This is a genomic window from Nocardioides sp. T2.26MG-1 (genome assembly GCF_950101795.1).
Classification (GTDB): domain Bacteria; phylum Actinomycetota; class Actinomycetes; order Propionibacteriales; family Nocardioidaceae; genus Nocardioides.
In genome coordinates this window covers 32,977-57,042 of the sequence record NZ_CATNLZ010000034.1, presented here as the reverse complement: position 1 = coordinate 57,042, position 24,066 = coordinate 32,977, and the positions used below count along the sequence as shown (strand labels likewise).

The following is a 24,066-nucleotide window of genomic DNA, read 5'->3' as shown; positions in this document are numbered from 1 at the left end:
CTACCCCTTCGTCCGCATCAACTGCTGCAGCTTCCGCGGCAGCTCGTCGACCGCGCCCTTGATCGCCCGCAGGTCCGGATGCAGCTGCGCCGCACCGGCCTCCGCACCGGCCCGGACCTGCTCCCCGAGGACCGCCTGCGTGGCCTCCAGGACCGTGATCGTCGCGTCGAGCGCACGGACCGCCGCCGTCGACTGGTCCACCACGGCCACCATCTGCGCGAACTGCTCCCCGTACATCGCCTGCGTGGCCTGCGCAGCCACCACCGCGGCCACGTCCTCCCGAGCCGCGAACAACTTCTCGTACTCGTCGATCTGCGCCGCCGACAGGTCAGCGAGGTCCTCCGCGGTCACCACGTCCCCGGACGCCGCGAGCTGCGCGTACAGGACGCCGAGCGGACCCGTGGTGTCCAGACCCTTCGACGCCAGCTCGGCCAACGCCGCGGTGAACGCCTCCGCGTCCGCGATGTCACCCTCCACCGACGCCCGCAACGCCTCGAGCCCCGTCGCCCCAGAGGCCTGCGCGAGCGCGATCTGCTGCATCAACCGCGACGCCGCCGCCGCGTCCCCGGCAGCCTGCGCCCCGGCGAGTTGCTGCTCGAGCACAGTCTGGCCCGGCGCCGGCCGGTCGAGGCTGGAGCGGGTGAACGGGTTGCCGGTGAAGTTCCCGGCCACCGACGACCCGAACGACTCCATCGTCGAGGTCAGCTGCTCGAGCTGCGACTTCTGCTCGTCGAGAGTCTGCGCGAGCTCGTCACGCTTCGTCTGCTCGGCCTCGATCGCGGCCGCGTTCGCGTCGTACTGCGCCGCAGCGGCCTCCGCCTGGTGCGCCCAGTCGCGCAGGTCCTGAGTCCACTGCCCGCCGGCCGCGAGCCACTGGTCCTGGAAGTCCGCGATCGCGGCGGTGACCTGCTGGAGCCGGGTCTGCTCGGCGGGAGGGAAGATCGAGTCGAACAGGCCACCGAGGCCAGCGGACAGCTCGGCACGCTGCTGCCGCTGCTCCTGGGCCTTCTCCCGGGCTGCCTGGGCGGCCTCCCGCTCATCAGCGTGCTTCGCGCGACGCAGGTCCCGCTCAGCGGCCTCGAGCTGCAGCTCCGCGATCCTGCGCGCGATGCCGCTGAGATGGTCCTTCCCGCCGGCGGCGAGGTCGTGCCGGTAGCCGCGGATCGTCTGCAGCAGCTGCGCGATCTCGAGCCGCTCGTCCAGGGACCGTGCCCCGCCGGCGCCCGCGAACCCGCCGTCGGCCAACATGCCCTTGACCTGGGCGCGGGTCATGCCGGCGTTGATCCCGGAGATGACGTCACGGAACCGGTCGGTCTCCCCGCGGCGGTTCGTGGTGACGCCCTCACCGTCGGCCAACAGGTAGGGGTGCCGGTCGGCGTACGGGAGGCCGGTCTTCGGGACGAACCCGCCGCCCGCCTGCGGGGTTGACGGGTCGCCGTCCATGCCGCCGCCCTGCGTGGACTTCCCGATGTGCTGGTACACGGTCCGCACGTAGGTGGTGGCGGTGTCCCCGTCCATCGACCGCAGCAACCTGGCGACCTTGTCCATCGCGGACATCGCCTGCCCGGTGTCCGCCTGGATCACCGTCTTGATCAGCTTCGGGGTGAGGCCCAGGACCTTCAGGTACGCCCGCATGTCCTCCCGCGAGATCCCCGCGGCCTTGCCGGCGTCGATGAGGGCGTCGCGCTGCGAGAGGAGCGACTTCCGCAGCTTCCCCGACGACGCCCCCGCGTCCGCCTCCGCGACGAGGAGGTCCTTGATCTGCCCGACCCGGTCGCGGATCGCGGCACGGTTCTTAATCGCCGCGTCGCTGTTGCCCTTCAGGGTCCGGTTGTTCTTGTCGAGGTCGTCGTTGAGGTGCCGCAGCGCCGTGGTCCACTCGTCGGTGGCCGCCGACAGGCTGATGTTGGGGTCGAGGAGGTCGTCGAGCGCGGAGGAGAGCGCATCGGCCCGGTCCGCGGTGGTCTCCATCTGGTTCCCGAGACCATCCAGCGCGCTGTCGACGGCCTCCACCCGGCCGGCGTTGGAGTCGGCGTGCGCGAGGGCGTCGTTGATCGCCTGCACCGCCGCCACAGCCTCGTCCGACCCGGGCTTCATCGACATCAGGTCCTGCAGCGAATACCCGAGCTCGTCGAGGACCGGCTGGACCTTCGACCCGACCCGGGCGAGGTCCTCGAGGTTGCCGTACGGCAGGTTCATCAGCCCGTCGGTCGCCGAGGCGATGAAGTCGTTGTTCGCCAGGGCGACCCCGTTGAGGACCCCGGTGAGGTTCGTCAGCTTGTCGACCGACTTGTCGCTGGCCTGGTTGAGTTCGTCGGCGCCGGTGCCGAAGAGGTCCACGATCCCGGACCAGGTGTCGGACAGGCCGTCCTTCCACCCTCGGCTGAGGATGAACGAGGTGTCCTCGAGGTCGGCGTTGAGGTCGGTGGTCTTGGACTGCAGGGCCTCGAACCCGGCGAGCATCCGGGTGACGTCGGTGTCGTCGAGGCTGTCGTTGAACCCGTCGATCGCGCCGGCCGCGTCCTTCGAGGTGTCGCGGAAGTCCTTGATGAGGCCGACACCGCCGCCGATCGCGGCACCCCAGGGGCCGGCGATGAGGCCCATGAGGGCGTAGGACGCGGTGTTGGTGAGCGCGAGGCCGTCGGCGGCGTCGGAGGAGGCGAGGGCGATCCCGGCGAGGAGGCCGGCGCCCTTGAGGCCGGAGGAGAACAGGCTGGAGCGGACGCGCTGGGAGGCGGCCTGGACGCGGGCGAGTTCGCGGGTGGTGGTCGCCCCGGCGGTGCGGGAGGTGGTGGCCATGATGCCGAGGTCGGCGATGAACGGGCGGACCCCGGACCGGGTGGCCAGGGTGGTGCCGACGCGGGAGATCTCGGGGCGCAGCGTCGCGAGGGATGCGCGGGTGGAGGTGATGCCGTTGACGACCTTCGCGCCGAACCACAGGCCCCCGCCGAGGATCGCGGTGAGGGCGAGCGCGCCGGTGGTGATGTCCTGGATCGGGCCCGGCAGCGACCCGTAGGCGTCCGCGACGGTGCCGATACCGGTCGCGATGTCCGCGACCACGGGGAGGACCGCGGCCCCGCCTTCGATCGCGGCGTCCTTGATCTGGTTCCACGCGACCTGGACCTGGGAGGCGGTGGTCTCCGCACGCTTCCCGTACTCGTCGGTCAGCGCCGTGTTCTGCTCCCACGCTGCGTTCGACTGGTCCAGCGACCGGGACAGCATGTCCCCGGACCCGGCGAGCCGGAGCATGACCTGTAGGTTCTGGGTGCCCTTGATCCCCATGTCCCCGAGGACCGAGGCGACGTCACCGCCGGAGTCCTGGATCCGCCCCAGACCCTGGACGAGCATGTCGAACGCCCGGACCGGGTCGCTCCCCCACGCCCGCGCGAACTCGTCCGCGCTGGTGCCGGCCACGTCGGCGTAGTCCTGCAGCTTCTCGCCACCGGACGCGACCTGGGTGTTGATCCCCAACAGCACCCGCTGCACCGCGCCGCCACCGAGCTCGGACTGGATCCCCAGGTTCGCCATCGCCGCCGACAGGCCGAGGACGTCCGCCTCGGTCGCGCCGATGGTGGTGCCGGCGCCGGCGACCCGCTGCGCCATCTCGGTGATCTGCGCCTCGGTGGAGGCGCCCTTGTTGCCGAGGTCGACGATCGTGTTGCCGATCTCGTCGACGTCACCGGCCGCGGTCTGCATCACGTTCATGAACTGCGCGATGCTGGTCGCCGCGGCGTCCGCGGTGAGGTTGGTGGTCTCCCCCATCTCCACCATGACCTTGGTGAAGTCGGTGATGTCCCCGGTCGCGACACCCAGCTGGCCGGCTGCCTCCGCGGTGGCCGCGATCTCCTGGTGGGTGGCGGGCATCTCTCGGGCGAGACCACGCAGGTCGTCCTCGAGGGCGTTCAGCTGGCCGCTGGTGCCGTCGACGGTCTTCGCGACCCCGGCCCACTGGGACTCCCAGTCGATCGCGGCCTTCCCCATGCCCGCGAGGCCCGCGGCGGCGGCGAGGCCGAGCTTCCCGGCCTTCCCGCCGAGGTCGTCGATCGCCGCGGACTGCCGCATGACCGCGGCCTCGGCCGGCTTCATCGCTGTCGCGGAGATCCGGCCGGCGGCCTGCATCTGGGCGATGTACTGGGCGGTCTCGGCGGTGAGCCGTACGACGACGGAGCGTGCCTCAACAGCCATCAGGGGGACCTCCAGGTTCTGGGGGTCAGCCCGGGATCGGCCCGGGAGGGATACAGCAGCAGGGGTGGTTCAGTCGCGCTCGGTGGTGGTCTTGCCGAACTCGAACGGCGGCAGCTCCGGGTGCCCCGGTGGGCGGGTGTCGCGCACGATGGTGTGCCAGACCTCTTCGCCCTTGCGGACCGTGCAGACCTCGCACAGGTAGTCCTTGGTCTCGAGCCACCCGTTCATCTCCGAGTGCCACGCGATCTCGATGGGCCATCCGCACGCGCACGTGCCCCGACCGTGGGTCTGCTGCTGCCGCTCCCACATGTCCAGCGCCATCAACAGCAGCTGGTCCGACGAGGTGTACGCCGCCGTGGTGGTCGACCCCGTCTGCCGGTCCGGGTGCTCCGGGTCGTCGTAGAGGAACGTCGTGACCACCTGCCGCAACCCCGCGAACACCGTCGGGGCGACCCCCAGCGACCGGGCGGTGGTGACGATCTGGCGGGCTACTGCTCCTTCAGGCGAGCCCAGCCGGGCGGCAACTGAGGAAAATCCGTGCCACCCTGAGTGGACGCCTCCCGCGCCGCCTTCGCCAGGGCACCGACCGCGCGGGCGCCGAGCTTGGCCCGGAGGCTACGGACGTCGTCCACCGACAGCTTCGGGCCGTGCTTCGACGCGACCGAGCACTCTGCGATGAGGAGCGTGTGGTACTCGGTGAGGTCGGAGTCCTCGCCGTTGGGCTTGGGCTTCGGGAGGTGTAGCCCGTTGAACTCCGACAACTGGTCGGAGGTGAGGCCCTTGAACAGCGGGTACCACATCGCGCCGGCCATCTCCCGGCGTACGACGTCGTCGCGGGCGGCCAGCTCGCGGGCACGCGCGGCCCGAGACGGGGTCGCGGCGTCGCGCTCCTCGTCGTCCTCGATGACCTTCCCGCGCGCGTCAACGAGGATCGCGAGCTCGGCGAGGATCATGTCGTGCTCGGCCTCGAGGTCGCCGCGGAGGCAGACGCGGGCATGGCGCTCGGGAGGCCTAGCGGTGCCGAGGATCTCCTCGATGGTCCACTGCCGTACGACGGGCGGGGGAGTGATGATCTCCTCGGCCTGCGGGGTGGGGGTGCCGAACGGGGTCGCGGCGCCGGCGTCCACAGCCGAGGGCGTGGGGCCGGCGGTGGTGCCGGTGAGGGACTGGTCGTCGTTCATGGGTGTGCTCCTGTCGAGGCGGTCGAGGTTGGTGTCGAGGTGGTGGGGTGGTGCAGGGGTGGCGGGCGACCTCGACAAGCGCCCGCCACCCCGTACTGGGGGCCCGGCCGGGGAGGGGTCAGGCCGCGGCGACCGTCGCCTCGCCACCGTCCTGCGGCTCCAACGGGATCCGCCGCTTGATGTAGCCGCCCGCGTTCTGCGGACGCTGCGGGTTGTCCGTCAGGACCTCCAGGTACGTCGCCTCGTCGGCGGCCGCCCACGCGTCGGCCGAGAGCTTCCCGTCCTCACGGAGGTACCCGTAGACGGTCGTGCCCTTGGCCTTCAGGGTCTGGAACGCCACGTCCGCGGTCACGTCGACCGCGCCGGTGGTGTCGTCGAAGTACCGGAAGATCGTCAGACCGGCCTGGAAGTTGCTGGCGCCGATCGCGTTGGCGTTGTTCGTGGTGCACAGCGCCTTCTCGTTGACCTTGTCCGAGTCGGCCGCACTCCAGGTGAAGTCGGAGGCGAGGACGGCGCAGGAGATGTCGGTGCCGGCGATGAGCTCGGCGAGGGTCGGGGCCAGCGGGTTGGCCGGCTTCACGGTGAGGATGGTGAGCTTGAGGTGGCCGTCGGCCAGGGACTTCACAGCCATGATGAGTTACTCCTTCGCCCCGGCGGCCGGGGTCTCGGTGGGCTGGGCGGTGGTGGTGCGTCCGGGCCGGGTGGTCCGGGTGCTGGTGGTGCTGTCGAGGTCCGGCACCGGGTCCGCGGGTGCGGGGGTGTCGGGGCTGGTGGCCGCGGTGTCGCGGCTGGAGGGGGTGCGCTGGAACGGGGCAGCGAGGGTGGGGTTGTCCATCCAGTGCGGAGGGATCCGGACCTTCTCGCCGGTGTCGGTGCGGTAGACGGTGATGAGTCCGTCGATGGACATGGGTGCCTCCTCAGGCAGACGGGCCCGAGGGGGATGGCGCCTCGGGGTCAGGTGTGGGCGATGAGCCGGTACTGCAGGGGCGTGAAGAACCGCGGCGGCGCCACGCCGTTGTCGGACAGCAGCGGCGGCCGGTAACCGGGCTGCGGCACCAGGGGCCCAGCGATCACGCCGGCCACGCCCGGGTCGGGCGTCCAGCCGTTCAGCGCGGCGTCGATGCGATCCACGAGGGCGAGGAGGTCGCTGACGTCCCCGGCGGCCGCGCGGACGGTCCAGGGGGCGTCGTCGTCGCGGAAGGCGTCGACCGGGCCACCGGCCGATGCCTCGCCCGCGAGGGGGGCGCCGATGCCGGGCTCGAGGATGAAGTAGGGCTTGACCCGCAGGTCCGTAGCGGACTTGGTGGGCGGGTCGGCGGGCGCCGCGACCGTCGGGTCGAGGCCGTTCTTCGCGCCGATCTGCCCCACATAGCCGGTCGCGTTCGTCACCGACTGGAGTCGGGTGGCGAGGGAGACCAGCAGCAGCCGGCGGGAGATCGCGGGCATCAGAACGCGCCCGAAGCGATCTGCGCGAGCGCCGCCTGATACTCGGGGACACGACGCTCGAACGCGGGCGCCATGTACGGCTGGCCCGCCATGCGCGAAGTCCCGAGCTCGACCCAGATCCCGTAGTCGGCGGTGGGGCCGATCTCGGCGGTCATGCCGTCGATGTCGGTGGAGATGGAGTTGACGAGGTTCCCGGTGTCGACCGGGGCGATGAGCTGTGCGTCGCCCTGGATGGCGTAGGCGGTGTGTCCGAGCGCGGCCTGTGCCTGTGCGTGTGCGGCGGGGCCGGCGGCGGTGATGCGGACACCGAGGCTGGTGAGCTGGGAGACGTCGAGCTTCGCGCCCATCAGGCACCTCCTCGCAAGCGGTGGGGGTGGGGTCAGTCGTTGAGGGAGCAGGAGAAGACCCGCTCGAACCGCAGCGACCCACCCGAGACCTGCGCGACCCGCAGGGTCCGGCCGGCCAGGAACGCGTCGTCGACCTCGGTCACCGTGACCAGGTCGTCAACGGACGGGACGACACCGGCGTCGACGGCGACGTCGTAGCGGACCACGACCTCCCGGTCCCCGGCGGTGACCTTCACCTGGTCACGGGTCGCGAGCTCGGTGACCCGCGCCGGCCCGGTCCAGTACGGGTCGAGGGGCACCTCGATGTTCTGCTGCTCCGTCTCAGACCATGCCTGCCGGGTGCCGGGGTGCCGCAGCGACACGGTCGCGGCACGGTGGGTCTTCTCCGCCACGACCCGGTGGTCGGCCTCCCAACCGTCCGGGATCACCGCGGTGCCCGGCCGGCCGTACGCACGCCGCGGACGCATCAGGGGTCAGATCTTCAGCGCGGCGACGGTGACCGTGGTCGTCGCACTGTAGGAGATCGCGACCAGCGAGTCCGTCGCCCGGTCCTCGAGGAACTCCGCGAGCGGCCCGATGAGCTTCGAGGCGCCGGCGGGGACCGCGATGACGACGTCGGGTTCGGGCTGTCCGGCGCGGGTGTTGCCGGGGACGGCGATGGTGACGTCGACCGGAGCGGCGCTGCCGTTGGTGACGAGGACCGCGACGTCGCTGCCGCCGTCGACCTTGTCGCCGCCGGCGGACGCGGGAGCCATGGTGACGGTGGTGCCGGCGAGGGCGGCCTGGACGGGGGTGAGCGTGGCCATGACAGCCTCCTAGGCAGGGGTGGGGGGACCCGGGGGTCAGAAGTACGGGTAGCTAGTGCGCTCGACGTGCGTGTCGCTCGGGTCGAGGCTGATGACGTCGAAGAAGAACCCGTCCTCGGAGTCCGCGAGCTCGACGTCAGCCTGAGCGCGGAGGTTCGCGGCGTGCTTCCGCATCGCGTCCGCGAGCTTCGCGCCGTCGGTCTGCACACCCGAGTCGGTGCGGAGGACCTTCGATGCGAGGGCCTCGTTCGTGGCGTTCGTGTCGATGACCTGGGCGGCCGCGCGCTTCACGGATCCGCCCTCCAGCGCGAGGACCGCTGTGAGCTCCTCGTCGGAGAACACCGCGGTCGCCGGGGCGCCGTCGGGGATGTCGTTCAGGAGGAACCGCACCATCCCGGCCGGTGTCGACACGTCGTACGTGTAGGTCGGGCCAGCCACGGCTACCTCCTCGAGTCGTCGTTGGTGGCCGGTGGGCGGGACAGGCGCGTGGCCATCCCGCCCACCGGTGTCAGGTCAGGACCCGGGGGTCCCGAACTTCGCCTTGATCTCGTCGCGGCCGAGGTCCTTGCCGTCGGTGTCGACGAGGTCGGCGTCGGTCGCGCCCTTGACACGCTTGGCCCAGTCGGCCCAGGCGTCGCGGGACGCGTTCCCGGCCGGCTCGGCGTCCGGGTCCGGCGGCGGGGTCGGGGTGCTCGAGCTGCTCGAGGAGGAGCTGCTCGCGCGGCCCTTCTTTGACGCACCCGCGGGGAGCTGGTCCTCGCCCCAGTGCTTCGGCACCGCCGGCAGGTCGTTGCCGTCGGCGTCGACCACCTTGACGAAGTCCTTCTCCTTGAGCAGGAACTGGCCCTTGGTGCTCTGGTTCTCAGCCATGCCGTCCTCCTCAGACGCCGGTGTTGTCGGAGCCGTAGGTCAGGGTCGGGTCACCGTGCGCGACGCCCATGATGTGGCGCCCGCGGTACCAGATGGTGTCGTCGTCGAACGACCCCTCGTTGACCACGATGTCCCCGCCGCCGATCGCCCGGCCCTGGTCGGCCTTGTACCGGAAGTCGGGACGCTCGTAGCCGCGGACCCGGGCGAACCAGAACGGCGCCCGGCGCGCGGTGCCCGGCTTGGGCATCACGACCCACGACTCGCCGAGCTGCTTCTCGTTGACGACGAGGTCGACCTTGCCCTTGAGCGGGTTCGGCTCGTAGGTGAACCCGCCGGCGCCGTCGGAGACCTGGACACGGTCCACGTTCAGGATCCGCTCGGCCTCCGCCTCCAGGGCGTACCCGACGACCAGCTGCAGCCGACCGGAGGGGATGATCGCACCGCTCTTCGGGTCCCGCTTGGTGCGCAGGGAGACCAGCACGGTCTGCAGGTTCGTCGCGTTCAGCACGAGGGTGCCGATGTTGCCGTTGCCGGCGTTGAAGAACCCGGTGTTCAGGGCGCCGGTCTCGAGGTTGACGAGCAGCCGCAGGCCGCGGTCGTCCTCGGTGTCGACGGCCATCTGCGGCATCTGCCGGGGCACCAGCATGAGCTGGTCGAGGTCGTCGTTGACGCCGGCCTCGAAGGAGAATCCCCACAGGAGACCCGTCTTCTTGCCCTGGATCGGGTACTCGCCGAGCTCGGGGCCCTCGGCCATCGGGTACGCGGTCCGCTCGGGGACGTCCTTGAAGACCTGCGCACCGAGCTCCAGGGTGCTCATGTACTTCGGCTTGAAGTCCTTGAGCGTGGTCTCGGTGAGGAACTTCGGCCACTGCGTGGGCAGCGAGTCGTAGTTCTGCAGCATCTCCCGGTCGATCAGCATCCCGGACGCGAACTGCGCCAGGTCGCTGGTCGTGAGGGCCTCGGTGAGCTCGAGCGCAGCACGCTTGGAGCCCTCCCGGTAGTGGGTGATGAGGCGCGCCATGCCGAGCGCGGCCTCCATCACGGCGGGGTTCGCGGCGAGCCGGCGACGGTGCGCCGACGGCGAGGTGCCGCGGGTCTCGGCCTCGATCGCCTCAGCGATCTCGAGAAGGTTCATGGTCATGGTGGTCCTCCTCAGACCTTGACGGGACGGACGTAGACGGTGCCCTCGACGCCGCCGGAGTCGACGGCCTTGGTGGCCCCGACCGCGACACCGCGCTGGATGATGGGCTCGGTGTGGCCGAACAGCGTGTTGCCGGTGGCCGTGGTGGTGAGCGTGTTGTCGGCGGCCACGATGTAGATCGGGGTGCCCGCAGCGGTGACGGCCTCGGGAACCTTGAGCTCCCACAGGCCAGTGACCTCGACGGGCGCGTACCCGTCGGGGCAACCGACGGCGCCCTTCTTGGTCGCGGCGTCGGCGCGGTCAGCGGCCGCGACTCCGACGAACCCGCCCACCAGGACGGGGCCCCCGGACACGGTCCCGGCCGGGACGGGAAGAACCCGGGCCGGCTCGGTGGGTGCGAGGATGCAGTTCTTGGCCATGATCAGGCCCCCTTCTTGAGGCCGAGGGCCTCGTCGATCTGCTCGAGCGTCGGGGCCTTCCCGGCCTCGACGACGGTGCCGCCGCCGTGGCCGATGACCTTGCCGGTGCCGGCGTCGGCCTTGCGGGACGCGGCGTCCTCGTCGACGGTCTTCGTGAACGCCGCCTCGTCGAGGCCGCCGTCCTCCTTGACGGGGAGGTCGACGCAGAGGCCCTTGACCTCCAGCGGCGTGTAGGAGACACCGGCCTCCTTGGCGCGGGCCTCGATGATGTCGGCCGCGCGGGTGACGCGGCCGGTGCGGGCCTTCTCCTCGCGGAGCTCGTCACGCTCACGCTCGGCGGTGGTGGCGCGCTCCTCGAGCGCGGTCACCCGGCCGGCGTCCTCGCGGAGGCGCGAGAGCTCGGCCTCCTCGATCTGCTTCATGCCCATGGGGATCTCCTTGGACTCCGTGGTGGTGGTGGTGCTGCCCGGCCGGGTGACCGGGACGAAGGTGGTCTGGACGCGCACCTCGGTGCGGTCGCCCGTCAGCGCGAGTGCGCCGTTGTCGGCCGTGGAGTACTCCTGGCCGTAGATCCCGGCGTCGTCGCCGGGGGAGTCGATCTCGAACCAGACGGTCGAGTCGTCGAAGTCGCGGACGTACACCCAGGTGTGGTCGCCGCCGCCGTAGGCGTCGCGGAGGATGGTCTGCAGGGCCTCGCGGGTGTCGTTGACGGTGGACTCGTCGATGCCGCGTTCGATGGCGCGGGCGTTCGCGCGGGCCGACTCGACGAGGGAGAGGACCTTCCCGCCGCGGCCGGCGCGGGTGACCCAGTCGGTGGACTGGATGTGGATGAGGGACTCGACGATCTTCCCTGTGCGGCCGTCGGCCTCACCCTCGACCAGTTCGCCGTCCCCACGGATGGAGAGTCCGATCGCCGCTGAGAAGCTCTCGTTGAGGGCAAGGTCGCGCCACGCGGGGAGGACGTCGGCCTCGGTGACGACGGCGCCCAGCTCTGCGCCCCAGCTGGCGACGTCCTCGTCGGTCGCGATCCGGGCCTCGGCCACGCTGACGGAGACGAGGTCCTTGATGGAGCGGACCGGGCGGGCCCTCGCCTCCTCAGCGGTCGGGTGGTCGGCGTACATGTGCATCCCGGCCGGGAAGAGGCCGTCGCTGACGGCCTGCTCGAGGACCTCGGCGGAGTAGTAGCCGGATGACCCCCATCCGGGGGAGACGAGCTGCACCGGCAGGCGGCCGGTCTCCTTGGCCTTGGCGACCGCCGCCTCGGTGATGCGGCCGGTCTCCTGGAGGAGCTTGGACATGGGACCTCCCGGGTCGCGGTATGGCGGGGTACGGTGCGGTGGTGGGCATGGACGACGACGAGGACTGCACGCACGTCTTCGATCTGGAGGAGGTCGTAGCCACGCCCCGTGGCGCGGACCAGGTGTTGGTATGCCAGCTCTGCGGGACCCCGGTGTACGAGCCGGGTCAGGCGGCGGTGCGGGACACACGACCGCCGCTGTGAGGCGCCGGCGCGGGCTGGTAGGAGTCCCGCCACCCCGGGTTGCTGCGCCGCACGGCCCAGGCGCTCATCGGGAAGTCACCCATCTGGTAGGCCTCGAGCCGTGCCGGGCCGAGGATCCCGCGCTGCTCCTCGACCGTTAGCCGATCGAACCAGAGCTGCGGGTCGGGGTAGATACCAGCCGGCTCCGTGATGTCGGTGAACCCGAGGTCTCGCCAGGGCTTCGGGACCGGGACCGCGGTGCACCGACAGTTTGGGTGCCCGAGCGGGCCAGGTTCCTCGACGGGGTGGATGGTGCCGGCCATCCCGACGCAGGCGGGGCATGTGTTCGTGTCGAGGTGGGTGACCCACCGCCATCCGGTGAGCACGTCGGCGTGCTGGGTGCGGGCGATCCGTGCGCCTTCGCGGTGTGCGTCGAGGGTCTCGGTGCGGGCGATGGTGAGGGCCCGGTTGAGGCCGCCGTTGAACCGTTCCCCGGCGGCGTCGACACGGGCGACGATGCGGCGGGCGGTCACGCGGGGGCTGGACCCGGCCGCTACACCACGGAGGAGCTCGCGGCGGACCGCGGTGTAGGCCGTGCGGGACAGCGGGCGGGTGCGGGCAGTGATCCGCTTCGTGGAGCGGGCGACGATCGCGGCGATCTGCCGCTCATCGACCCTCGACCAGGTGTCGAGCCCGTCGAGCAGGCCGGAGCGGGGCGGGAGCTGGGAGTCGATCACGGATGCCTGGGCGCCGCCGGCCTGGTCGATCACGGTGCGGAGGTCCCCGATGATCAGGACCCCTGCGTCAGCGGCGAGGGTGTCGAGCCGGTCGGCGATCACGGTCAGCGCCTTCCGGAGCCGCTCGGAGCGGAGCAGCTGCGCACGGGTGATCTTGTCCCCGGCGGTGAGCATGTCGAGGAGCGTGGCGGTCAGATCCGGGGCGACCTCGTCCCAGGCGTCGGCCCAGGCCGCGACGAGCGTCCGGGTCTGGCGGTCGGTGATCTTCCTCAGGTCCCGCTCGATGCGCCGCTGCAGCCGCAGGGTCCGGTCGGTGACGCTCACGACGGGTCCCGTACGACGCCGCGGGAGCCCTCGTGCTCGACACACCAGAGCCGTTCCTGCAGGTGCATCCGGTCACCGAGGCTGATCGCGACCGTGACGGAGACACCGGTCGACAACATGCACCGGTTGCACCACAGCCCCATCGTCTGGTCGACGACCTCGACGTGGACCTGCACGACCCGCACCCGCCCAGCCATGGGTCAGCCCCCAGCGGGGTCGTCAGGGGGGTCGAGGACCGCGGCCGGGTCCTCGCCGGCACGGAACCGGCGCACGGCCTCGTTCCCAGCCGACGTCGCGGACCCGGACGGCTCCATGCCGTCCTTCCACTGCCCGTCCTCATCGAACAGCTCGTCGAGGAGCTCGTCGACGTCGTCGACACGCAGCGCCTGCATCAGGAGCTTGCAGGTCAGCTTGTCGGGCAGCTTCCCCGTCCCGTCGGCGTCGACGATCGCGGCGACGAGCTTGACCGGGTCGAGCTCGTTGAGGTCGGGGAACTTCACCTCGACCGTCCGCTCGACGTCGCCGGCGAGGGTGATGGTCTCCCGGCCGGTGCGGGGGTCACGCAGGACGGTCCCGGCCAGCGGGCCGCGGGGTGCGCGGACGGCCTGGTCGATGACGTAGCTGAGGATGGTCTGCAGGACCGACGTCCAGAGGCCGCGGCGGAGGTTCATCTCCCCGACGATGGCCTTGTCCATGGTCTCGGCGACCGCCCGGGCACCGGTGACGCCGGGGTCAGCGAGGAGGTCCACGACGGACACGCCGAGCGCGGCGGCGACCATCGCGGCCAGCGGCCGGCCCGACCCGGAGTCGATGGTGGCGCCGGACTTCGGGATCGCTTCGAGGTTCACCCCGGGCCCCATCCCGGCGACGTTCCCTACATCCCCGGACCCCTGCCCGGCGAGCGCGGCCTCGGTGTCGAGGCGGCCGGGGAACGCGGCGGTGAGGCGCTCGGCGGCGCGGCGGGCCTTCGTGGAGCGGTCGCCGGTCAACCGCCACGCGAACTTGCTCAGGGCCTTCACGAGCTTCGCCCAGTCGGTGAGGAACCCGTCGTACGCCTTCGCCCACGGGACTGCGGCGTACACGTCGGGGATGCCCCACTTCCAGTGCGCCGGCCGGTTCACCGACACGTGGAGGATCGGCTGGTCCCACACGACGGGGATCCCGTCGATCGACTTCGGCCGCTGGGCCGGCCAGAACCCGAGCGCGGGGTGGAGGACGCGGCGGGTCTCGTTGCGGCGGCGCGTGGTGCCGGCGTACCCGGGCTCGACGACGGTGGCGGTGTACTGGCGGAAGTAGAACCAGACGTCGGCGCGGTCGTCGGGGTTGGTGATCTTGTCCTGGATCTCCTCGAACGGGGTGGTGCGGACCTGCACCCGCCCGGTGAGGGGGTCGGGGAACAGCACGAAGCAGAGGTTTCCGTCGGTGCCGAGGGTCCGCTCGTTGGTCTCCCGGGCCTCACTCGAGGTGAGCGCGACCTGGTTGGAGGGGTCGTCCCAGAAGGCCTGCACGACGGCGTTGACGTCCTGCCCGCCGTCGGCGGCGTCAGCCTCGGCGGCGCGGCCCTGGATGGACACGCCCTGCCCCCACACGTACCCGAGGCGCAGCTGCACGCCGCGCTTGACCAGCGGGGACGCGATCGACATGAGCCTGCAGTTGTCGACCACGGCGGCCAGGCCCTGGCGGGAGAACTCCTGCTCGAGCCGCATCGACGCGACCCGCCAGCCGCGGTCCTCGGCGGCGATCTCGAGGTCGGAGACGGCCTCGACGAGGAGTTCGTTCATCTCGCGTTCGGCGCCGAGCTCGACGAGGAGGTCGGCGTACGTCGGACCGGTGGGCTGTTCGGTGAGCTCGAGGGTCATCGGGTCACCGCCTCACGTCAGTAGTTCACGATCCGGAACTCGGCCAGCTCGTCGTCGAGGTCGTCCTCGTCCCACGCTTCGCCGGTCAGCAGCGGTTGCAGGAGGAGCCGGTTCAGGGCCTGGGAGCCGGAGTCGACCTGGTCGTCGTGGCTGCCGGTGGGGAACGCGGCGTGCTCCTCGACGAACCCCTCGACCCACGGCGCCCATGGCATGTCCGGGTCCATCGGGTGCGGCATCGACGGGTCGGGGAGCAGCACGTTCCCGGCCTCGATGAACGGCGACACGGCCTGCAACCTGGCGGTCTTCGACTTCGGGCCCGGGTCCTCGGGGATGATCCCGCCGACCGTGAGCTCGAGGCTGTTGATCACCGCGGTGCCGTTCGCCTTGTCCTCGACGAGCTTCGCGACTGCCTGGGGCCACTTGGCCGCGAACGACTTGAACCGGCGGCGGGTCTCCACGAACGACATCCGGCCGCGGACCTGGTCGAGGAGGAACGCCCGCGCGCCGCGGCGCATCCACACCTGCCCGACGACGTAGTCGGAGGAGTCGGTGTCCTTGAACGCCATGTCCCACGACATCAGCATCAGGTCGTACTCGGTGACGATGTGCGCCCCGTCGTCGCGGACCACCCACAGCGGGGTCGTGTAGTACTTCCACCAGTCGCGGTGGATCAGGTTCCCCTCAGGCGGGGCCGGGTTGCCCTGGTAGAGGGCCTCCCAGTCGCGGGACCCGACCTGGACCTTGATCTGCTCCCAGTCCTCGCCGGTGCGGGGTTGCCCGGTGTGTTCGTCGGTCCGCGCGGAGATCATGTACTCCCCGGGCTCGCGGCCGAGGATGTCGGTCTCACCCTTGGCGGGGTCGTGGTCGGCCTGGGCGGGGATGTTCAGGACCCGCCACCGGTGCCCGTCGGGCTGCTTGAGGAGCCACCCCGCGAGGTCTTCCTCGTGCCAACGGGTGGTGATCATGATGACCGGTGCGCGGGGCGACAGGCGGGTGGAGAGCACCGAGCGCCAGTAGTTCTGGGCCTTCTCGCGGTAGGTCTCGGAGTCGGCCTCGTCGCGGTTCTTGATGGGGTCGTCGATGATCAGGACGTCGGCGGGGCGGCCTGCGATACCTCCGCCAAGGCCGACGCAGCGGAGCCCGCCGCGCTGACCTTGGAGGGTCCAGTTCGAGACCGAGCCGTTGTCGCGCGCTACCCGCAGACCGAGGTCGAGGATCCCGTCGGTGCCGTTGTACCCGGTGATCCAGCCCCGGACGTCGCGGCCGAACTCGTTGGCGAGGTCCTGGCCGTAGGAGACCTCAATGATGCGGCGACGCTTGTTGCGGTGCAGGAGCCACAGGGCGGCGACCTTCGCCCTGGTCGACTTCCCCTCTTGGGGGGGCATGGTGATGATGAGCCGGTCGCAGGTCCCGTTGTCGACGTCGACGAGCGCTTGGTCGATGGCGTCGAGGGCGGGGGTCTGGACGGTGAGGGGGTCGAGGTCGCGGGCGAGGTCGCCGGGTGTCGCCCAGCTGCGGGTGGCGTCGGCGGTGGTGGGGTCGGGGTCGCGGCCGCGGAGGCCGACGAGGCCGTCCTCGATGAAGTCGATCCAGAGGTCGTCGCGGGCGGCGGCGGCCCGGTGCTGGGTGGCGGTCATCGTCACCCCCTGGACGTGCGAAGACCTCCGCTCCACCGGGTTCTGGGGTCGCGAAGGTCTGATGGGATGAGAACATCCAGGGTTGGCGCGTGTCAACTGCCGAAGGTCCTGGGCACTTCGTGTCGCGACGCTGGTCTAGGTCAGCGCCGCCAGCGTTCGTCGTACTCGTCGCTGAACTTGGTGTCCGTCGCGGCCAGGGCGGACACCGGAGCGCACCAGAACCCGCCGTCGCTCTGCTGGATGAACGAGCCGCCGTCGGGATGCGCGAACCACTGCTCGGTCGCGCGGTGCCCTGTGGCGGCACGCGCTGCCTCTTCGGATGGGTAGATCCCGCGGGGCATCGCGAGCGGCGTCACCCCGCATTCGGCGCAGCCGACCTCGATCAGGAACCAGCGGCTGTCGCTGTTCATGGCCGCCACTCCTGCCGGTAGTCCGGGTGGTCGGCGTAGACCGCAGCGAGGGCGCGCAGTGTTGGGCATGGCCAGTTCTGCTCGTCGGTGTAGGCGTCGTCTGCCGGGTACTCGCCAGACGCCGTGCACCGGGAGCAGAACTCGGTGCCGCGGTAGGACACCCCGTCGCCTTGCTCGTGGAGCGCGATGATCTGCCGCTTGGCCCCGCACTCGGCGCGCCACCGGTCATCGCAGATGTCGCGGTCCTCGTCTACGAACCGGCACGGGCAGCCATCGCGCTCGTCCTCGGCGATCCGCGCCAGCAGGAACTCCACGATGGTCATGCCGACTCCTTCTCCCGTGCCGCCTCGAGCTCGTCCAGGAACGCCCGCACCCGGTTCGGATGCAGCCCCATCGACTTCCCCACCTTGAGCGCGGCTGCGCGCTTCGTGATCTTCCGCGAGTCCAGGACAGCGTAGAACCGCCGCGCCTGCTCCGCCCGGACCCGCCGCTCCTCCTCGACCCGCAGGTGTCGCTCGACCAGCGCCGCGGACCGCTCCGCGACGTCGGGCCAGAACACCAGGATCTGCCCCCAGCCCACGCCCCGAGACCAGCGGCAGCACGACGTCACCTTCCCGGTGTCGACCCACTTCCGCACCGTCGCCGGCCCCACCGGGTAGCCCGTCTGCGTGGACGCGGCCTCGGCAGCCATCGCGATGAACGTCCACCCGTCACCGTCCGGGCCACCCTGCTGCAGGTCGGCGCGCACCGCCTGGGCGTACTCCCCGGGGGTGTACTTCTTCCGGCAGCCGATGCACTCCCAGGACTGCCCGACCGACGGGTCGTCGATCCCGCCCTGCCCGCGGCGGACGCAGTCGTCGCAGGGGACGCGCGCGGCGGACTCCTCCGCGCTGGTCGGCTGTCGGCGGGCGGCGCGGAGGTCGGCGTACGTCGGCGGGCCGAGCTCGGGGTAGGTGGACATGACCGCGATCCGGTCGGCCGCCGCAGCAGCCTCGCGGCGGACATCGGCGAGGTGCCGGCGCCCCGGGGTCGGATGCTTGCACGGCGCCGGGCGCCCGAACTTCCGCACCAGCCGCTGCCCGCACTCGAAGCAGGAGATCCCCTGCTCGGGCTCGGTCTCGTCGTGCAGGACGCCCTCGAGCTGGCGGAGCAGCGCGCCCATGTCCCACGCGAACGCAGTCCAGTCCGGGCCGTCGACGCACTGGGCCATGGTGTTGAGGCGGTCGCCGTCGGTGAGGTACCGGATGATCCCGGACACGCTCGCCTTGGCGGCGAGGTCGTGGCCGAAGTAGCGGCGCCAGGCGATGGCCCAGGAGGCGAGGGGGAGGAGGACGGGGACGACGTCGGCCTCGTGGTGGTCGTCGTCGAGGTGGGGACTCCACTTGAGGTTCTCGAGGAACCGGCCGGCGCGGGCGTAGAGCACGAGGGCGTCACCGCCGGGGATGCGGGCGGCGGCGGCGAGGTGGCCGTCGTGGCCGGCGCGGGTGGCTTGCCAGCGGAGGTGGCGGCAGTGCCAGAGGATGTCGTGGAGCACCGTGCGGATGTTCCCGACGCAGGACGCACAAGTCACCGGGTGGTCGTTGTCGCAGTGCGCCTTCCTGCAAATCACGCAGTGCGGGGCCGTGCACGGCGCACACCCACGGTGGTCAGTCCCAGGACACCGCTCGGGGTGGTTCTCGTGGATCGGGCAGTCGTCCCGGTGCTCACCAGTGACGACACGCGTGTCGAGACCGCGGTCGCGGTGGCATGGCTTCGGCCTGCTCATCGGCGCCCCCTGTCGTAGGACTCCTGCACGTTCTCCGACTGAGTACCCCACCGGACGTGGCCGGGGTTGCAGCACGGCGGGTTGTCTGTCCCACGGGCGCGGTGGTCTCGGCGGCAGGTGGGCGGGCGGCGGGTGTCGGTCACGAGTCCTCCGAGGTGACGGGCTGGGCGGGATCGGGGACGGCAGTCAGCAGTGGTGGCGGAAGGCAGACCCGGCACGGCGTGAGGCCTCGGCGTACGACGTCGGCGCGGGTGATCGACGGGACGCCTGTCATGCACTGAGCCATCTCGGTGGAGTTCAGGCCGTTGCAGCACGGGTTTCCGTGGTAGCGCCGGCCGCCGTACGGGGAGGCGTAGAACGTCATGCGTGCTCCTGGCAGGGTCGGGCGAGGAGGAGTTGCGGGACGGGGTCGCACAGCGCGCGGGTCTCGGACCACTCGCAGGCGGGGCAGCCCCACGCGGCCGGGAGCTGGGCGAGGCAGGTCGTGCAGATCCGGGCGACGGTCACCAGGCCGCCGGTCGTGTGGTCGCGGACCTCGACGGGCTCGCTCGTCTCGTGGGGGCAGGTCCGCTCGTCGGTCATCGGGCGCTCCGTCGTGGGCGGAGCGTCCCGCCCGTCTGCTCGACGATCTCCGCGAGCATCTCGTCGGGGTAGCCGCGGACCACGATCCGGCCGCCGCTGGGGAGGTCGATCACGTCCGTCGTACGCCGTTCGATCCACCGGTCGAGACGGTCACCGATCCAGCGCGACCAGTAGACGACCCCGAACAGCCCGAGCGGAGTGAGGGGGAGGTGGGCGAAGAGCAGCCAGTCGACGAGGCCCCTCATGCCTGGTCTCCGTCCCACAGCAGCGGCGCACCGCGCGGGCCCGTCCGGACCGACAGCAACGTCGCCGCCGACACCGCAGCCCCGAGCGCCTCGGCCTGGGCCTGCCGTGCCAGGTGGAGGCGGCTGACCTGGACCAGGGCCGCATCGGTCGCGTCCTCGAGCTCGCAGAGGAGGACGGTGTTGACGGTCTGGGCGAGGTCGTAGGCGCAGGCGAGGGAGAGGCCGCGGCGGGTGAGGGCGGCGCAGCGGGTGGCGTAGTCGACGGGGTTCATGCGTACCTCCCGGGGTAGGTGTGGGTCTCGGTGTCGGTGCCGCGCCACGTGGCCTTGACGTCGAGGAGCGCGGCGGTGAGGTCGACGCCGGCCTCGATCTCGACCCTGGTCGGGCGGAGCGGGTCGGCGACGTCGGCCAGCAGGGTGAGCCGGACGACGCCGCGGTGGTGGGAGTGGCCCGCGCGGCGGCAGGCCGCGCAGACCTGGTCGTCGTGGCGGGTGTGGCCGGCGCAGGTGAGGCAGGCGTGGGTGCGGCGGCTCATGCTGTGCGCTCCCATCCGGCCTCGTGCAGCAACCGCGCGGCGAGCGCCTCGTGGATCCGGACCCGGCCCTCATGGTCGACGTCGAGGTGGATCCGGACTTCGGCGATGTCGGTGCCGGCCACACGCCGCTCCCACGTCTGACGCTCGGCCGGGGCAGTGGGGAACGGCTCGACCATGTCGAGGAGCCGGAGCACGTTCTGCGCGCACGACCGGCAGCCGGTGTCGTCGCGGAGGTGACGCTCGGTGTCGGCTCGCATGGCGGCCATGTCGATCGCGTCGAGGTGGTCGCTCATCGCCGTCCCTCCGTGAGCCGCACAAGGATCGCCGCGAGACCGAACCACGCGCCAACCACCAGGCCGGCCGCGGCGGCGAGGAACACCTCGACGAACAGCGCGAGCGCAGCGGCCTGGCCTGCCACCTCGACGGTGGACGAGCGGGTGACCGGCTCGTGGCCGCGGTCGAGGCCGACGATCACGACCGAGAGCACGAACAGCACGACGTAGACGATCACCGCGGCGAGCACACAGCCCGCCGTGGCGAGCGCGAGGTCCTTGAGCCGGGTCTTCATCGGGTGGCCTCCTCGGCGGTGGGTCGGGTCGGGACATACGCGGCCGGGCGTTCGTGGCAGCCACAGCCCTGCTGGTTGCACTGGCACGCACAGTCGGGGCGGCAGGTCACGACGTCACCGCCGACCGCGCGGCCTCGACCTCGGCCTTGTGCGCCTCCACCCGGCACCACCCGCAGGTCACGGCCTCAAGGGCGACAGCGGTGCTGATGACGTCGGTCTCTCTGCAGGCGGCGAGCGTGTCGTCGTGCGGCGCGAACAGGTGCACGAGGTCATCGGGGTTCGCGTCCTCACCGACGCCGACGGCGTGCTGGTGCAGCCACGCAGCAGCGGACTCGTAGGAGTAGCGGCTGGACATGGCGAAGCCGCTGTCGGTGCGCCAGAACACGTCGTGGGCGTGGTCGACGAGCGCGTCGGCGGCAGCGTGGATCGCCGGGGCGGAGGGGTGGTTGGTCATCGGGTCTCCTGGGTGTCGAGGTCGGGGTCTTCGTCGTCGAGCCGGACCAGCACGCCCGGCATCCGGTCGACGCCGTGGCCGTGCGCCGCGCGCATCACGTCGCCCGGGGTGTGCCACTCCGGGTCGGTGATGAGCCGCCCGTCGTCGAGGCGGATCGCGTACGTCACGAGTTCGCCACCTCCAGCAGCACGTCGGCGTGGCACGGCTGGCCGAGCGGGCACCAACACGCGAGGTCACGGCCGGCCAGCTCGCGGCGGACCTTCGCGACCGAGAACTGCAGACGGCCGTCGAGGAGCGCACGGCGGAAGTTGTCAACCGCCTGCTGCCGGGTCTGGTGCTCGGAGACGATGAACGGGTTGCCCCAGCCGCCGAGGCCGTTCGGGAGCCGCCCGACGTAGACCGCACCGTCCGGCATCCGCCACCCGCGAGCACGACGGCGCTGGATCCGCTGCGGGAGCACGAGCTGTTGCTGGCCGGTCACGACGGCCCACCTGCCTCGAGTTCCCCAACCACCACGCCCGCCCGCGACCGCCGCATCGCCTCCAAGAACCCACCCATCACCGCGTCCAACTGCACCCGCGACATCCCCACAGCCGCACCAGCCTCGAACCCCGCCCGCAACCACCCGAGCATCTGATCCGCCTGCCCCTGCTGCACCTCCACCGCACGACTGGCGATCCCCAGACGAGCCATGTCCACCAGCAACGCCCGCAGATGCCCGAGCGCCCGCTCGAACAGCACCACCTCGGCACGGAGCTGGGTGAGCTGCGCACCGCCGGCCAGGTGCTCCATCTCCGAGACCTTCCGACCCGTCTCGTCCACCAGCTGCTCCAGAGCACCCGCCAGCCGCTCAAGCGACCCAACCGGGTCCTTCACCGGCTCCGCCTTGTCCAGCCCAGACCAGAGCTGCCGCACGACGGTCTCCGCCGCGGCCTCGGCCTGCCGATGCTCGGCCGCCGCCTTCACCTGCGGAGCTGACCCGCCGTGGTACCGACACACCGCGGCGCCCTTGGCCGGCCAGTTCCCGCACGGGATCGTCTTCGCCGGGTCCTTGTGCGCCCGGCAGCCACGTGGATGGGTGCTCCCGCACGTCGAGCAGTCGAAGGGTCCGCTCGTCATCGTGGCGCTCCGACGAGGACGGGGCACTGGCAGGTCGGGTCGGTGCAGCCGGTGCAGCAGGTGCCTTCGCGGGGGCAGTGCATGCAGCAGTCGCAGGTGGGGCAGCGGGTGCCGGTGCAGTCGCCTCGGTGGGGGTTGGCGCGGTCGCCTTGTCGACGGTCGTGAGCGGTGCTCGGGACATACTCGTGGGACACACTCGGTGAGGGCTCGTTCGAGTGTGTCCCCCCGAAGGGAGGGGGACACGGGGACACACTCGTCTCGCGGTGGCCCTGGACCCCTTGCGGGACACACTCGGGACACACTGGGGACACACTCGTTTGGTGGGTGTCAGGCACGGTCGTCCTCGGTCTCTCGGTAGGGGGCGATGGAGTGGTGGAGCTTGGCTCTGCGGGCTCCGTCGATGCGGGCGACGAAGCCGTCGACGACGAGGACCTGGATGGCGTCGCGGAGCCACTTGTCCTTCGCGGTGATGGCTTCCTTGATGTCGGTGAAGGTGCACTGGTCGTTGTCTTCGATGAACCGGGAGACGCGTTCCATGAGGCCGGTCGGGCGGAAGCTGCCGTCGGGGTTGGTCGGCATGTCTTCACGGGTGATCTCGTAGGTGGTGACGTGGGGTTGGGTGGAGTCGAGGACGAAGGTGCCGGCGTAGCCGCCGGGGGTGACCTTGCGGAGCTCGCCGGTGGTGTCCTTCTCGATGCGGAGGGTGATGCGGCCGATCTGGCCGGGGGCGGGCTGGGTGCGGGCCTCGGCGCGGATGTAGGAGCCGCGCATGATGCGTTTCTTGGCGGTGCCGCCGATGGCGTAGCCGGTGACGCGGGCTTCGGCTGACTTGGGGAGGTGGTCGATGGTGATGACGCAGGATCCGGCGACGGCGATGGGTGTGCAGACGAGGCGGAGGGCGTCGGTGATCTCGTCGTTGTCGACGGACTTGACGTTGAGCATGGGGAGGACTTCGCCGAGGGAGTCGATGACGACGACGTCGGGTGCGCGGGTGGTGATGTCGGTGACGGCGGCGCGGAGCTGGTCGGCGTCCTCGGGCTCGTAGTAGCGGAACTTCTCGGGGTTGGCGAGGTCGTCGATGTGGGCGCCGAGGAGGAGCATGCGGGCGGCGGTGTGGTCGGCGCCGTTGTGGTCGACGTCGATCATGGCGAAGGTGCCGCCGGCGTTGAGGGCTTGGACGCCGGCGGTTTGCGCGACCCAGGTCTTGCCGCACTCGGGGTCTCCGAAGATGCCGTTGACCTTGCCGGAGTAGAAGAGGGCGTGGCCGTCGGTGCGGACGCAGTAGACGGGTGGGGCGGCGGTGGGTGCTTGGCCGGTGAGGATCCAGGAGAGGTCGTGGAGACCGGTGCTGGTGGTGCCGCTCGTCGTGCCGAACCGCATGGCGGTCTCGGTGATGTGGTCGACGGCGTCGCCGAGGAACTTCTCGGCCTTGTCGATGTCGCCGGCGTAGCCGAGGTTGGTGAGCTTGGTGCCGTCGTCGACGAGGGTGCGGAGGCGGGCCTTGTCGCGGACGATCGCGGCGTAGTAGGAGGCGTTGGCGGCGATCGGTACGCCGGAGGCGAGGGTGTGGAGGTAGGGGGCGCCTCCGATGCGCTGGAGCTCGCCGCGGCGCTCGAGCTCGGCGCCGACGGTGACCATGTCGACGGGGTCGCCGCGGTGGTGGAGGGCGACGATGGCGTCGTGGATCTGTTCGTGGGAGGGGCGGTAGTAGTCGGAGGGGTAGAGGACGGCGGTGACCTGGGTGATGGCGTCGGTGTTGATGAGCATCGCGCCGAGGCAGGATTGTTCGGCCGCGAGGTCTTGGGGTGGCTGGCGGCCGTAGGGCTGCCCGTCGTCGGGTGGTGGTTCGACGGGGTGTAGGTGACGGGGTGGTGGTCCGTCGGTCACGTGGGGGTCCCTCCCGACCTTCGTGGTGGCGTGGGTGGTGGTGCTGGGTGGCGCCCGGGGAGCAGGTGC

General features: G+C 71.2%; 33 protein-coding genes. All 33 read right to left on the bottom strand.

Going from position 1 to position 24,066, the window contains the following annotated elements:
* The 33 genes from QQZ14_RS20645 to QQZ14_RS20485 all read right to left on the bottom strand — a co-directional run bounded on the left by QQZ14_RS20645 (nucleotide 1) and on the right by QQZ14_RS20485 (nucleotide 23,997).
* Nucleotides 1–4,185: a phage tail tape measure protein gene (locus QQZ14_RS20645; RefSeq protein WP_284536298.1), complete on the bottom strand. Its 4,185-nt coding sequence runs from the start codon at nucleotides 4,183–4,185 to the stop codon at nucleotides 1–3.
* A gap of 69 nt (nucleotides 4,186–4,254) precedes the next feature.
* Complete coding sequence (locus QQZ14_RS20640; RefSeq protein WP_284536297.1) at nucleotides 4,255–4,605, bottom strand: hypothetical protein; 351 nt, start codon at nucleotides 4,603–4,605, stop codon at nucleotides 4,255–4,257.
* Between the two features lie 68 nt (nucleotides 4,606–4,673).
* Nucleotides 4,674–5,366: a hypothetical protein gene (locus tag QQZ14_RS20635; protein WP_284536296.1), complete on the bottom strand. Its 693-nt coding sequence runs from the start codon at nucleotides 5,364–5,366 to the stop codon at nucleotides 4,674–4,676.
* A 118-nt stretch (nucleotides 5,367–5,484) separates the two neighbouring features.
* Nucleotides 5,485–5,997: a phage tail tube protein gene (locus tag QQZ14_RS20630; protein WP_284536295.1), complete on the bottom strand. Its 513-nt coding sequence runs from the start codon at nucleotides 5,995–5,997 to the stop codon at nucleotides 5,485–5,487.
* A gap of 6 nt (nucleotides 5,998–6,003) precedes the next feature.
* Nucleotides 6,004–6,273 (bottom strand): hypothetical protein, encoded by a 270-nt coding sequence (locus QQZ14_RS20625; RefSeq protein ID WP_284536294.1) that lies wholly within the window; start codon nucleotides 6,271–6,273, stop codon nucleotides 6,004–6,006.
* A 47-nt stretch (nucleotides 6,274–6,320) separates the two neighbouring features.
* Entirely contained in the window at nucleotides 6,321–6,812 is a 492-nt protein-coding gene (locus tag QQZ14_RS20620; RefSeq protein WP_284536293.1) for a hypothetical protein, read from the bottom strand.
* The gene (locus tag QQZ14_RS20615) at nucleotides 6,812–7,159 is read right to left on the bottom strand and encodes an HK97-gp10 family putative phage morphogenesis protein (protein WP_284536292.1); all 348 of its coding nucleotides are present in this window, start codon (nucleotides 7,157–7,159) and stop codon (nucleotides 6,812–6,814) included. The genes QQZ14_RS20620 and QQZ14_RS20615 overlap by 1 nt, the downstream gene beginning before the upstream one ends.
* Before the next feature lie 32 nt (nucleotides 7,160–7,191).
* Nucleotides 7,192–7,626: a DUF6093 family protein gene (locus tag QQZ14_RS20610; protein WP_284536291.1), complete on the bottom strand. Its 435-nt coding sequence runs from the start codon at nucleotides 7,624–7,626 to the stop codon at nucleotides 7,192–7,194.
* 6 nt (nucleotides 7,627–7,632) lie between these two features.
* The gene (locus tag QQZ14_RS20605; protein WP_284536290.1) at nucleotides 7,633–7,965 is read right to left on the bottom strand and encodes a hypothetical protein; all 333 of its coding nucleotides are present in this window, start codon (nucleotides 7,963–7,965) and stop codon (nucleotides 7,633–7,635) included.
* Between the two features lie 36 nt (nucleotides 7,966–8,001).
* Nucleotides 8,002–8,403, bottom strand: a complete 402-nt coding sequence (locus tag QQZ14_RS20600; RefSeq protein WP_284536289.1) for a hypothetical protein — start codon at nucleotides 8,401–8,403, stop codon at nucleotides 8,002–8,004.
* A gap of 75 nt (nucleotides 8,404–8,478) precedes the next feature.
* On the bottom strand, nucleotides 8,479–8,835 hold the full coding sequence (locus QQZ14_RS20595) for a hypothetical protein (RefSeq protein WP_284536288.1): 357 nt from the start codon (nucleotides 8,833–8,835) through the stop codon (nucleotides 8,479–8,481).
* 10 nt (nucleotides 8,836–8,845) lie between these two features.
* Entirely contained in the window at nucleotides 8,846–9,976 is a 1,131-nt protein-coding gene (locus QQZ14_RS20590) for a phage major capsid protein (RefSeq protein ID WP_284536287.1), read from the bottom strand.
* A gap of 11 nt (nucleotides 9,977–9,987) precedes the next feature.
* Complete coding sequence (locus QQZ14_RS20585; RefSeq protein WP_284536286.1) at nucleotides 9,988–10,395, bottom strand: capsid cement protein; 408 nt, start codon at nucleotides 10,393–10,395, stop codon at nucleotides 9,988–9,990.
* A gap of 2 nt (nucleotides 10,396–10,397) precedes the next feature.
* Nucleotides 10,398–11,693 carry a hypothetical protein gene (locus tag QQZ14_RS20580; protein WP_284536285.1) on the bottom strand — a complete coding sequence of 432 codons (1,296 nt, stop codon included), beginning with the start codon at nucleotides 11,691–11,693 and terminating at the stop codon, nucleotides 10,398–10,400.
* A gap of 166 nt (nucleotides 11,694–11,859) precedes the next feature.
* On the bottom strand, nucleotides 11,860–12,936 hold the full coding sequence (locus tag QQZ14_RS20575) for a phage minor head protein (RefSeq protein WP_284536284.1): 1,077 nt from the start codon (nucleotides 12,934–12,936) through the stop codon (nucleotides 11,860–11,862).
* Nucleotides 12,933–13,133 carry a hypothetical protein gene (locus QQZ14_RS20570; protein WP_284536283.1) on the bottom strand — a complete coding sequence of 67 codons (201 nt, stop codon included), beginning with the start codon at nucleotides 13,131–13,133 and terminating at the stop codon, nucleotides 12,933–12,935. The genes QQZ14_RS20575 and QQZ14_RS20570 overlap by 4 nt, the downstream gene beginning before the upstream one ends.
* Nucleotides 13,134–13,136: 3 nt before the next feature.
* Nucleotides 13,137–14,795: a hypothetical protein gene (locus QQZ14_RS20565; RefSeq protein ID WP_284536282.1), complete on the bottom strand. Its 1,659-nt coding sequence runs from the start codon at nucleotides 14,793–14,795 to the stop codon at nucleotides 13,137–13,139.
* Nucleotides 14,796–14,812: 17 nt separating this feature from the next.
* Nucleotides 14,813–16,432, bottom strand: coding sequence for a phage terminase large subunit (gene terL / locus QQZ14_RS20560; protein ID WP_284536281.1), 1,620 nt, complete (start codon nucleotides 16,430–16,432; stop codon nucleotides 14,813–14,815).
* Between the two features lie 140 nt (nucleotides 16,433–16,572).
* Nucleotides 16,573–16,842, bottom strand: a complete 270-nt coding sequence (locus QQZ14_RS20555) for a hypothetical protein (RefSeq protein WP_284536280.1) — start codon at nucleotides 16,840–16,842, stop codon at nucleotides 16,573–16,575.
* A complete protein-coding gene (locus QQZ14_RS20550) occupies nucleotides 16,839–17,165 on the bottom strand; it encodes a DUF6221 family protein (protein WP_284536279.1) in 327 nt (108 codons plus the stop codon). The genes QQZ14_RS20555 and QQZ14_RS20550 overlap by 4 nt, the downstream gene beginning before the upstream one ends.
* On the bottom strand, nucleotides 17,162–18,376 hold the full coding sequence (locus QQZ14_RS20545) for a hypothetical protein (protein WP_284536278.1): 1,215 nt from the start codon (nucleotides 18,374–18,376) through the stop codon (nucleotides 17,162–17,164). Before QQZ14_RS20545 ends, QQZ14_RS20550 begins: the two co-directional genes overlap by 4 nt.
* Nucleotides 18,377–18,746: 370 nt before the next feature.
* On the bottom strand, nucleotides 18,747–18,971 hold the full coding sequence (locus QQZ14_RS20540) for a hypothetical protein (protein ID WP_284536277.1): 225 nt from the start codon (nucleotides 18,969–18,971) through the stop codon (nucleotides 18,747–18,749).
* Nucleotides 18,968–19,189, bottom strand: a complete 222-nt coding sequence (locus tag QQZ14_RS20535) for a hypothetical protein (RefSeq protein ID WP_284536276.1) — start codon at nucleotides 19,187–19,189, stop codon at nucleotides 18,968–18,970. Before QQZ14_RS20535 ends, QQZ14_RS20540 begins: the two co-directional genes overlap by 4 nt.
* Nucleotides 19,186–19,434, bottom strand: coding sequence for a hypothetical protein (locus QQZ14_RS20530; RefSeq protein WP_284536275.1), 249 nt, complete (start codon nucleotides 19,432–19,434; stop codon nucleotides 19,186–19,188). The genes QQZ14_RS20535 and QQZ14_RS20530 overlap by 4 nt, the downstream gene beginning before the upstream one ends.
* Nucleotides 19,431–19,706, bottom strand: coding sequence for a hypothetical protein (locus QQZ14_RS20525; protein ID WP_284536274.1), 276 nt, complete (start codon nucleotides 19,704–19,706; stop codon nucleotides 19,431–19,433). The genes QQZ14_RS20530 and QQZ14_RS20525 overlap by 4 nt, the downstream gene beginning before the upstream one ends.
* Nucleotides 19,703–19,969 carry a phage tail tube protein gene (locus QQZ14_RS20520; protein ID WP_284536273.1) on the bottom strand — a complete coding sequence of 89 codons (267 nt, stop codon included), beginning with the start codon at nucleotides 19,967–19,969 and terminating at the stop codon, nucleotides 19,703–19,705. Before QQZ14_RS20520 ends, QQZ14_RS20525 begins: the two co-directional genes overlap by 4 nt.
* Entirely contained in the window at nucleotides 19,966–20,262 is a 297-nt protein-coding gene (locus tag QQZ14_RS20515) for a hypothetical protein (protein WP_284536272.1), read from the bottom strand. The genes QQZ14_RS20520 and QQZ14_RS20515 overlap by 4 nt, the downstream gene beginning before the upstream one ends.
* Nucleotides 20,259–20,537, bottom strand: a complete 279-nt coding sequence (locus QQZ14_RS20510; protein ID WP_284536271.1) for a hypothetical protein — start codon at nucleotides 20,535–20,537, stop codon at nucleotides 20,259–20,261. The genes QQZ14_RS20515 and QQZ14_RS20510 overlap by 4 nt, the downstream gene beginning before the upstream one ends.
* Before the next feature lie 106 nt (nucleotides 20,538–20,643).
* Nucleotides 20,644–20,991, bottom strand: coding sequence for a hypothetical protein (locus QQZ14_RS20505; RefSeq protein WP_284536270.1), 348 nt, complete (start codon nucleotides 20,989–20,991; stop codon nucleotides 20,644–20,646).
* Nucleotides 20,988–21,158, bottom strand: a complete 171-nt coding sequence (locus QQZ14_RS20500; RefSeq protein ID WP_284536269.1) for a hypothetical protein — start codon at nucleotides 21,156–21,158, stop codon at nucleotides 20,988–20,990. The genes QQZ14_RS20505 and QQZ14_RS20500 overlap by 4 nt, the downstream gene beginning before the upstream one ends.
* A complete protein-coding gene (locus tag QQZ14_RS20495) occupies nucleotides 21,155–21,472 on the bottom strand; it encodes a DUF4326 domain-containing protein (protein WP_284536268.1) in 318 nt (105 codons plus the stop codon). The genes QQZ14_RS20500 and QQZ14_RS20495 overlap by 4 nt, the downstream gene beginning before the upstream one ends.
* Complete coding sequence (locus QQZ14_RS20490) at nucleotides 21,469–21,957, bottom strand: hypothetical protein (RefSeq protein WP_284536267.1); 489 nt, start codon at nucleotides 21,955–21,957, stop codon at nucleotides 21,469–21,471. Before QQZ14_RS20490 ends, QQZ14_RS20495 begins: the two co-directional genes overlap by 4 nt.
* A gap of 480 nt (nucleotides 21,958–22,437) precedes the next feature.
* The gene (locus QQZ14_RS20485; RefSeq protein WP_284536266.1) at nucleotides 22,438–23,997 is read right to left on the bottom strand and encodes a DnaB-like helicase N-terminal domain-containing protein; all 1,560 of its coding nucleotides are present in this window, start codon (nucleotides 23,995–23,997) and stop codon (nucleotides 22,438–22,440) included.
* Between the last annotated feature and the right edge of the window lie 69 nt (nucleotides 23,998–24,066).

Excerpts from the sequence above, each read along its gene's own strand:
- QQZ14_RS20635 (WP_284536296.1), bottom strand. The coding sequence starts at position 5,366 with ATGAACGACGACCAGTCCCTCACCGGCACCACCGCCGGCCCCACGCCC.
- QQZ14_RS20610 (WP_284536291.1), bottom strand. The coding sequence starts at position 7,626 with ATGCGTCCGCGGCGTGCGTACGGCCGGCCGGGCACCGCGGTGATCCCG.
- QQZ14_RS20550 (WP_284536279.1), bottom strand. The coding sequence starts at position 17,165 with ATGACCATCGTGGAGTTCCTGCTGGCGCGGATCGCCGAGGACGAGCGC.
- QQZ14_RS20605 (WP_284536290.1), bottom strand. The coding sequence starts at position 7,965 with ATGGCCACGCTCACCCCCGTCCAGGCCGCCCTCGCCGGCACCACCGTC.
- QQZ14_RS20615 (WP_284536292.1), bottom strand. The coding sequence starts at position 7,159 with ATGGGCGCGAAGCTCGACGTCTCCCAGCTCACCAGCCTCGGTGTCCGC.
- terL (WP_284536281.1), bottom strand. The coding sequence starts at position 16,432 with ATGACCGCCACCCAGCACCGGGCCGCCGCCGCCCGCGACGACCTCTGG.
- QQZ14_RS20525 (WP_284536274.1), bottom strand. The coding sequence starts at position 19,706 with ATGAACCCCGTCGACTACGCCACCCGCTGCGCCGCCCTCACCCGCCGC.
- QQZ14_RS20555 (WP_284536280.1), bottom strand. The coding sequence starts at position 16,842 with ATGAACAGCGACAGCCGCTGGTTCCTGATCGAGGTCGGCTGCGCCGAA.
- QQZ14_RS20510 (WP_284536271.1), bottom strand. The coding sequence starts at position 20,537 with ATGAAGACCCGGCTCAAGGACCTCGCGCTCGCCACGGCGGGCTGTGTG.
- QQZ14_RS20620 (WP_284536293.1), bottom strand. The coding sequence starts at position 6,812 with ATGCCCGCGATCTCCCGCCGGCTGCTGCTGGTCTCCCTCGCCACCCGA.
- QQZ14_RS20530 (WP_284536275.1), bottom strand. The coding sequence starts at position 19,434 with ATGAGGGGCCTCGTCGACTGGCTGCTCTTCGCCCACCTCCCCCTCACT.
- QQZ14_RS20645 (WP_284536298.1), bottom strand. The coding sequence starts at position 4,185 with ATGGCTGTTGAGGCACGCTCCGTCGTCGTACGGCTCACCGCCGAGACC.
- QQZ14_RS20520 (WP_284536273.1), bottom strand. The coding sequence starts at position 19,969 with ATGAGCCGCCGCACCCACGCCTGCCTCACCTGCGCCGGCCACACCCGC.
- QQZ14_RS20505 (WP_284536270.1), bottom strand. The coding sequence starts at position 20,991 with ATGACCAACCACCCCTCCGCCCCGGCGATCCACGCTGCCGCCGACGCG.
- QQZ14_RS20625 (WP_284536294.1), bottom strand. The coding sequence starts at position 6,273 with ATGTCCATCGACGGACTCATCACCGTCTACCGCACCGACACCGGCGAG.
- QQZ14_RS20590 (WP_284536287.1), bottom strand. The coding sequence starts at position 9,976 with ATGACCATGAACCTTCTCGAGATCGCTGAGGCGATCGAGGCCGAGACC.
- QQZ14_RS20565 (WP_284536282.1), bottom strand. The coding sequence starts at position 14,795 with ATGACCCTCGAGCTCACCGAACAGCCCACCGGTCCGACGTACGCCGAC.
- QQZ14_RS20540 (WP_284536277.1), bottom strand. The coding sequence starts at position 18,971 with ATGACGTTCTACGCCTCCCCGTACGGCGGCCGGCGCTACCACGGAAAC.
- QQZ14_RS20570 (WP_284536283.1), bottom strand. The coding sequence starts at position 13,133 with ATGGCTGGGCGGGTGCGGGTCGTGCAGGTCCACGTCGAGGTCGTCGAC.
- QQZ14_RS20595 (WP_284536288.1), bottom strand. The coding sequence starts at position 8,835 with ATGGCTGAGAACCAGAGCACCAAGGGCCAGTTCCTGCTCAAGGAGAAG.
- QQZ14_RS20535 (WP_284536276.1), bottom strand. The coding sequence starts at position 19,189 with ATGACCGACGAGCGGACCTGCCCCCACGAGACGAGCGAGCCCGTCGAG.
- QQZ14_RS20585 (WP_284536286.1), bottom strand. The coding sequence starts at position 10,395 with ATGGCCAAGAACTGCATCCTCGCACCCACCGAGCCGGCCCGGGTTCTT.
- QQZ14_RS20515 (WP_284536272.1), bottom strand. The coding sequence starts at position 20,262 with ATGAGCGACCACCTCGACGCGATCGACATGGCCGCCATGCGAGCCGAC.
- QQZ14_RS20630 (WP_284536295.1), bottom strand. The coding sequence starts at position 5,997 with ATGGCTGTGAAGTCCCTGGCCGACGGCCACCTCAAGCTCACCATCCTC.
- QQZ14_RS20580 (WP_284536285.1), bottom strand. The coding sequence starts at position 11,693 with ATGTCCAAGCTCCTCCAGGAGACCGGCCGCATCACCGAGGCGGCGGTC.